4 protein-coding genes are annotated in these 6,731 nt (G+C 44.0%); 2 read left to right on the top strand and 2 right to left on the bottom strand.

All coding sequences use genetic code 11. From position 1 onward, the window contains the following. Positions 1–418 precede the first annotated feature (418 nt). Entirely contained in the window at positions 419–1,930 is a 1,512-nt protein-coding gene (crtH, locus tag PX482_RS19250; RefSeq protein ID WP_288027688.1) for a carotenoid isomerase, read from the bottom strand. Between the two features lie 382 nt (positions 1,931–2,312). Here crtH and PX482_RS19245 point away from each other — a divergent pair, with 382 nt between their 5' ends. Then, the gene (locus PX482_RS19245; RefSeq protein ID WP_288027690.1) at positions 2,313–4,217 is read left to right on the top strand and encodes a polysaccharide biosynthesis protein; all 1,905 of its coding nucleotides are present in this window, start codon (positions 2,313–2,315) and stop codon (positions 4,215–4,217) included. A gap of 571 nt (positions 4,218–4,788) precedes the next feature. Here the strand turns inward: PX482_RS19245 and PX482_RS19240 are convergent. Beyond that, the gene (locus PX482_RS19240) at positions 4,789–4,977 is read right to left on the bottom strand and encodes a hypothetical protein (protein WP_288025457.1); all 189 of its coding nucleotides are present in this window, start codon (positions 4,975–4,977) and stop codon (positions 4,789–4,791) included. Between the two features lie 203 nt (positions 4,978–5,180). On the opposite strand from PX482_RS19240, the gene cobW reads away from it, so the two are divergent. Further along, positions 5,181–6,215, top strand: a complete 1,035-nt coding sequence (gene cobW, locus PX482_RS19235; protein ID WP_002759916.1) for a cobalamin biosynthesis protein CobW — start codon at positions 5,181–5,183, stop codon at positions 6,213–6,215. Positions 6,216–6,731: the final 516 nt, after the last annotated feature.

The raw sequence follows: 6,731 nt of genomic DNA, 5'->3' as shown, positions 1-6,731 counted from the left end.
TAGGGTCTGCTGAAAAAGTTTTTCCTGGGGGTAGGAGTCAGTAGCCGGTCGTCAGGAGTCGGTCGTTTCAGGCTTTGTTGCCCTTGTTTTTTGTACCAAGCGATGTACCACAAGAAGGATAATGCAAGGTTTTTGAAAGTCCCAATCCTATTTTCTTGCACTAACATCGGACTTTAACAGGTCAAAAGCCTTATTTTAAAAGGGTTTTACCATTATTCAGCAAACCCTAAATAATCATTCTTTAATAACCAGATTTAGTTGAATATCCACAGCGTTTCTCATCAAGGTGAAGTATAGATTAAACCTTGCCGAAGTAAGGATTCCAGTCGCAAAAATGCGCTTCATCCATCTGAGAAACGCTGTCAAGTCTTACCTTCCCGTTTCCGAATTCGCCGGTAAAAATCCTGATTTTCAGCTTTTAATCTCTGGGACGAGGTAAACCCATATCTACCGATAGAAGATGACTGCAAGCAAAACCGGAAAAGGCCACCGCGTTTAATCCTTGACCAGGGAAGGTACTATCTCCCACACAATAAAGATTAGGAATAGCTGTGCGATTAAAGGGCATTCCTAATAAGCCTAACAGTTTTCTTCGCGGTATTGGGCCGTAACTGCCATCGATTCTATTCAAAAAGCGGCGATGGGTGCGGGCTGTGCCAATTTCGATATAATCTAATCCTGTATCTAGTTTGGGAAAGAGTTTTTTCAGGCGATCAATGAGACGATGAGCAGCGGCCTCTTTTTTCTGTTGATATTCTTGAGGGGGCAGTTTTTGCCATTGATCAATCCAGCTAGGGGTGAAAGTATGAATGATATGATGGTCCGGGGGTGCGAGGGAGGGATCGAGTAAGGTAGGAATAGAAACAAAGATAGTTCCCTGTTCTGCTTCCATATTTTCCCAATCTTCTAGTAAAATATGGTGACATTCGCTTCCTGATGGTAACACATCGGCCTTAACTCCCAGATGCAAACTCAGGAAACTGGGGGATTTTTGATAGCGTTTTTGCCATTTTTTTTCGCTGCCCGGGAGAGATTCCGGGGGGAGTAGTTTCTCGAAGGTATCCCAACGGGTGGCATTAGAAACAATCTTTTTAGCGTAGTATTCCTTACCATTGGTCAATTTTACCCCGATCGCCCGTCCTGCATCTAAAATAATCTTATTCACTCTCGCTTGATACTGGATTTCACCACCGGCTTTTTCCAATCCCGCGACTAACTTGAGAGCAATCTGTCCTACTCCCCCTCGGGGATAGTTAATTCCGCCGTAATGGCGATCGCTAAAGACCATTCCCGCATTAATCATCGGAGTGCGATCGGCGGGTACTACCGACCAACAATAACATTCCATATCGATAAATTTCAATAATTTCGGGTCTTTAATATATTTTCTGGCCACATCTCCCGCATTTTGGGGTAAATACTTGACCAATCCCAAACAGGATAAAGGATGCTGGAAAAAAACCCTAGTCAGATAGCGGGGTTCTTCCAGCGATAGTAAATCCATACTATTGAGGCAATTAAACACCTGCCAGCATTCATCGTAAAAGCGCCGGATACCAGTTTTTTCTCCGGGAAAATGGCTAATTAATTCCTGTAAAAATTGTTCGTAGTCGCGATGAACTTTTAAGTCTAACCCGTCCGGGAGATGATAATGGATCTGGACGGGATCGGCAATGGTTTCGATACTCATATTCACCGCTGCCAAAGCCTTGGTTAGGAGGTTAGTCGTCCCCTTTTTGCCAAAACCAAAAATCATCGAAGCACCCACATCAAAACGATAACCCTCTCGTTCAAAATAACCTGCGCTGCCCCCCGGAATCAGATAACTCTCTAAAACTAAGACTTTTGCCCCTTTTGCCGCTAATTGCGTCGCTGTCACCAATCCCCCGATTCCCGACCCAATCACGATCGCATCGTACTGATTACTCATAACTTGACTCGATAAATTTTTGTATCAATTCTTGATTGTAACCCTTGACTAGCGGTCATTTATCGGCTAGTTTGCGGGAGCAAAAAATTTTTTGCCAGCGATGAAAAGTTGCTAAAAGGAAAAAATTCTGGACAAATCTGGCAACTTGACATAATTGGGTTTGGGTGATATCATCTCCGGAAAGACAGGTAGCGCTACTGTTATAAAAACATTGGCTCTTCTTGTTTCTGTGTGGAAGGGAGAAGAATAGGGGGAATTTTCCAGAAATATATTCTTCAAAGCCCTGCCTAGCAAGACTACTACAAATAATAAGCACTGATTATCACAGAAAGTCGAGAGGAGCTAAGTAAATTTACCTTAAGATTAATTAATCAATTGGATAATGTATAGAAAACTGGCCAAAAAAATCCTTAAATTAGCTAATTCCCTATCTAGGTCATCGAAGCGATCTCTTTTGATTGTCACCGATTGCCTGATTTTTTGTCTAAGCATCTATCTGGCCTTCTCTCTCAGATTTAATCTGAGCCTCGAATATCAGCAAATTAGACCTTTTTTAGGGAAAATATTCGGTTTAATTGCCATTAAAACTCTAGTTTTCTATCTCAAAGGTATTTACAGTCCCGTAGTACGTTATACAGGATTAGAGTTTCTTTCCTCCGTACTGCAAGCGGTTCTCTATAGTTCAGGGGTTTTAATCAGTCTGGCCTACTTTCAAGGGGATGCCTTTTTGCCACGTTCAGTCCTGATTATCGACGCATTGTTAACCCTAGTATTGGTTATCGGGGTGAGATTGTTGATTCGTTCTGTCTTTCACCGTCTCAATATTTACGTCAGTAGTCTGGATAGGGAACCGACAATCGTTATCTATGGTGCGGGGATTGTGGGTTGTCAATTAGCACGTTCCCTGCAAAATGACCCCCACTATCGTTTATTAGCTTTTGTTGATGATAATCCCGATTTGCAGCAGCGAGTGGTCCAAGGCATTAGGGTTTACCCCCCCTCTCAATTGGCACTACTGCACCAAAAAAGGGCCATTGACTGGGTTGTTCTCGCTATTCCGAACCTAGACAAGGCCAGAAAGCGGCAAATCATCGAAAGTCTAGAAACTTTACCCATCGACATTAAAACCGTTCCTCCCCTCTCAAAAATTTTATCGGGAGAAGCGACCATCAATCAGATTCGCAGTGTCGATGTCTCGGAATTATTAGGACGGGAAGAAATTCTACCCCATCCCGAACTTTTGGGAAAAAATGTCACCGGTAAAGCGGTGTTAGTCACCGGGGGTGGTGGTTCCATCGGTTCGGAATTATGCCGACAAATCGCCTTCCTCAAGCCAAAATGCTTGGTAATCTACGAATTAAACGAGTTTTCCCTCTACAAAATCGATCTCGATTTAAGCGAAAATTATAGCGATTTACGCAAGTATGCCTATCTAGGCAATGTTCTCGACCGCAATCATCTGGCCCGAGTCATCCAACAACACCAGATCCAGACAATTTATCACACGGCCGCCTATAAGCACGTTCCCCTTGTGGAAGCCAATCCTAGTCAAGGGATTTACACTAATGTTTGGGGAACCTTAAATGTCGCTCAGACCGCGATCGAGAATTCAGTTAGTAATTTAGTTCTTATTTCCACTGATAAGGCCGTCAGACCGACTAACATTATGGGGGCCAGTAAACGCTGTGCTGAGTTAGTCGTACAAGCTTTGGCCGCTTTACCCGACACTTCCACCTGTTGCGCTATCGTCCGCTTTGGCAATGTTCTCGATAGTAGCGGTTCCGTGGTGCCGCGTTTCCGGGAACAAATCGCCCAACGTAAGAATATTACCCTCACCCATCGCGATATTATTCGCTATTTTATGTCTATTCCCGAGGCGGTGCGTTTGGTTATACAAGCAGGAGCCATGGCCCGAGGGGGTGAGGTATTCCTGTTAGATATGGGTGAACCGGTAAGAATTTACGATTTGGCCCTACAGATGATTCGTTTAAGTGGCTTGGAATTAGGACAAGATATCAATATTGAAATCACAGGATTAAGACCGGGGGAAAAACTCTACGAAGAATTATTAATCGATACCGATAAAGCTCGTCCCACCGCTCACCCAAAGATTTTTTGCGCTCATGAACACTTTCTTGCTTGGGACAAATTGCAAATCAAATTAGAGCAACTGCTTAATTATATTCAAGTTAATGACCGTCAGGGCTTAGTTAAGTCCCTACAAGATTTAGTTCCCGAATACCAGACCCCGCAGCAAATAGCCGGTCATTTGTCAAGTCAAAAGTGAAAGAAAGGAGTTTTAGCGAGTGCATCCCACATTTGCAGAAATACCGACAATTAGGGTCTGCTGAAAAAGTTTTTCCTGGGGGTAGGAGTCAGGAGTCAGGAGTCAGGAGTCAGGAGCCGGTCGTTTCAGGCTTTGTTGCCCTTGTTTTTTGTACCAATCGATGTACTACAAGAAGGATAATGCAAGGTTTTTGAAAGTCCCAATCCTATTTGCTTGCACTAACATCGGACTTTAACAGGTCAAAAGCTTTATTTTAAAAGGGTTTTACCATTATTCAGCAAGCCCCAATTAGCAATTATCAGTGACTCTTAAATTAGTACAAAAATATGAACAATCGCGTGTAAGCATCCCACCGAAAAACTAATGCGCTCCGGGGTTTGGGCCCCAACGGGGGGTTTGGGTAGGGTTGATTCATGAATCAACCCTACTATCACTCAACCCTAGGGTTGAGTGATAAAACCGAAAGTAACGCCCAATTTTAGGAGAAAGTTTCCCCTTAAAAATCCCAAATTAGTAGATTTACAAAAATGAGATGCACCCGTTTTAGATATCCTCTTTTTCACCAAATTTATTAATCTAATTGAACCGAATGCTCTTGTTTTAATTGCTTTTGGATGGTTTTTACTGTCCGCTCAATTTTATCGATTCCGCGAGAAGAAGGGCGATTTACCCTATCAGCTAGAGGAGAAGTTTGTTGAATAGCAATGCTTAAATAAAGGGGAAAAGCGAGGGTAAAGGCTAAAAAAAGACGTTGTAACATGATCCACTCCCACAAAAGTTTTTCAGCGATTATTCTAGCCGGCTGAAACTTTTACCAGAATAACCACTAACTAGGAAAATTTCAGCCAGTTTGTGACAGTCCGGCAATTGGTGGGGTAATCCTAAAGAATTAGCGCTGAAACCCTCAACCCTAGAGCGAGAGTCTGATAGATTGATCTAGGAACATAATCGATCGCTCTATCTATGCACAAAATTCCAGTTACTGTGATCACGGGTTTTCTGGGTGCGGGAAAAACTACCCTCATCCGTCATCTACTACAAAATAATCAAGGCCGACGGGTGGCCGTTATGGTCAATGAATTCGGAGAAGTGGGAATTGATGGTGATTTATTGAAAAGTTGTCAGACCTGCGATGACAACCCCAACGATAATATTGTGGAACTGACCAACGGTTGTCTGTGCTGTACAGTACAGGAAGAATTTCTCCCCACCATGCAGAAATTGCTGGAGCGACGGCAACAGTTGGATTGTATGCTGATCGAAACTTCGGGGTTAGCTTTACCTAAACCTCTGGTTCAAGCTTTTCGCTGGCCGGAAATCCGCAACGGTGCGACGGTGGACGGAGTAATCACCGTGGTGGATGGTTTTGCTGTCGCTAGGGGTCGTCTGGTGGCGGATTTGGACGCTTTAACGGCACAAAGGCAAGCAGACCCCAATTTAGAACACGAAACGCCCATTGAGGAGTTATTTGAGGATCAGTTAGCCTGCGCTGACCTGGTACTCTTAACTAAAACCGATCTCATCAGCGAAATCGAATTAGAAAAAATTATTAATTGGCTGAAAACACAACTGCGATCGACGGTAAAAATAGTTACTTGTGCTGATGGACAAATTAGCCCCGATGTGCTATTGGGATTTAATGCCGCCGTCGAGGATGATTTAGCTAGTCGTCCTAGTCATCATGATCACGAGGAAGAACACGATCACGATGAGGAGATCAATTCTGTGCAGTTTTGCCTCGATTCTCCCGTAGATGCCCGAATTTTGACCCAACGGATTAAAGAATTGGTAGCCCGAGAAGAAATCTATCGGGTCAAGGGATTTGTTAACGTGGCCAATAAACCGATGCGTATGGTGTTACAGGGAGTCGGCGATCGCGTTGATTCTTTCTTCGACCGACCCTGGCAATCCACAGAAATGCGGCAAACTCGCTTGGTCTTTATCGGCCGCTCCCTCGATAGTCAGAGAATCGAGCAGGCCTTAACTAGGGTTTGCTGAAGAAGTTTTTCCTAGGGACAGGGTGTGGGGTGTAGGGTGTGGGGTGTGGGGTGTGGGGTGTGGGGTGTGGGGAAAGAAACCTCTTTCATCTGTGGGGGTGAAAATTTTTTCATCGGGACTGCCTCCTGCCGACCGCCTGACCCCACCAACAAACTTTTTCAGCAAACCCTCTCCCTTCTCCCTTCTCCGCTTCTCCCTTCTCCTGGGAGCATCTCACTTACGCGATAAGTAATTATACTTAGCCTATAGCGGTAAGCGCTTGAGTGAGATACAAACCAAGCTTTGCCTAGCATGGTTTATAGCTCGTGACACTGTACCTCATACGACTGCACACCGCTATAAAAGCCACTCTTAATCGTGTCTTGGAACGAAATAGAGGCTTTTAAAGACTGCGTACATGGAGAATTAAAACAAGAATTACCCTCGAAAAGCCTATTTTTCCACTAAGTATTTATGCTCATTGCAAAGGTGAGATGCTCTCCCTTCTCCTTTCTCCCCCTCTACAATAATTACTCG

Source organism: Microcystis sp. M53602_WE12 (assembly GCF_030065455.1).
Taxonomy (GTDB): domain Bacteria; phylum Cyanobacteriota; class Cyanobacteriia; order Cyanobacteriales; family Microcystaceae; genus Microcystis; species Microcystis aeruginosa.
The sequence above is the reverse complement of the archived record's forward strand: the minus strand, read 5'-3'. Positions and strand labels throughout refer to the sequence as shown.

Coding starts and splice junctions, on each gene's coding strand:
- PX482_RS19245 (WP_288027690.1), top strand. CDS start 2,313: ATGTATAGAAAACTGGCCAAAAAAATCCTTAAATTAGCTAATTCCCTA.
- cobW (WP_002759916.1), top strand. CDS start 5,181: ATGCACAAAATTCCAGTTACTGTGATCACGGGTTTTCTGGGTGCGGGA.
- PX482_RS19240 (WP_288025457.1), bottom strand. CDS start 4,977: ATGTTACAACGTCTTTTTTTAGCCTTTACCCTCGCTTTTCCCCTTTAT.
- crtH (WP_288027688.1), bottom strand. CDS start 1,930: ATGAGTAATCAGTACGATGCGATCGTGATTGGGTCGGGAATCGGGGGA.